Genomic DNA, 600 nt, shown 5'->3' on the forward strand with positions numbered 1-600 from the left:
CCGAGAAGCTCCGCCCAGATCTGCGCCAGCGCCGTCTCGACCGCGCCGCGCGGCGCCTCATAGCTGCGGCGCGCATAGGCGTCGTCGGCCGGCGCCGGCAGTGCCTTGCGGTCGAGCTTGCCGTTCGGCGTCAAGGGCAGCGCCGCAAGCCGCACGAACGCCGACGGCACCATGTAGTCCGGCAGCCGCGCACCCAGATGCGCGCGCAAGGCGCCGGCAAGCCCGCCGCCATCGTCGTCGTCCGAGCCGGCCTCGGGCGCGCACACCACATAGGCGACAAGATGCTTGTCGCCGGCGCGGTCCTGGCGCGCCACCACCACCGCCTCGCGCAGCCAGGCATGCTCGCAAAGCCGCGCCGCGATCTCGCCCGGCTCGATGCGGAAGCCGCGGATCTTCACCTGCTCGTCGTTGCGGCCCAAAAACTCCAGATTGCCGTCCGGCAGATAGCGCGCCAGATCGCCAGTCCGGTACAGCCGATCGCCGTCCACAAAGGGGCTGGCGATGAACCGCTCCGCCGTCAGATCAGGGCGGTTCAGGTAGCCCCGCGCAACGCCTGCCCCGCCAATGCAAAGCTCGCCCACCGCCCCGAACGGCACCGGC

The 600-nt window shown here is 71.7% G+C and carries 1 protein-coding gene; it reads right to left on the minus strand.

Annotated elements, in window-relative coordinates; all coding sequences use genetic code 11:
• The coding region (locus tag EN807_RS32405; protein ID WP_135937918.1) for an AMP-binding protein at positions 1–600 on the minus strand (600 nt) is incomplete at both ends.

This window comes from Mesorhizobium sp. M5C.F.Ca.ET.164.01.1.1 (genome assembly GCF_004792125.1).
In the GTDB taxonomy this organism is placed as follows: domain Bacteria; phylum Pseudomonadota; class Alphaproteobacteria; order Rhizobiales; family Rhizobiaceae; genus Mesorhizobium; species Mesorhizobium wenxiniae.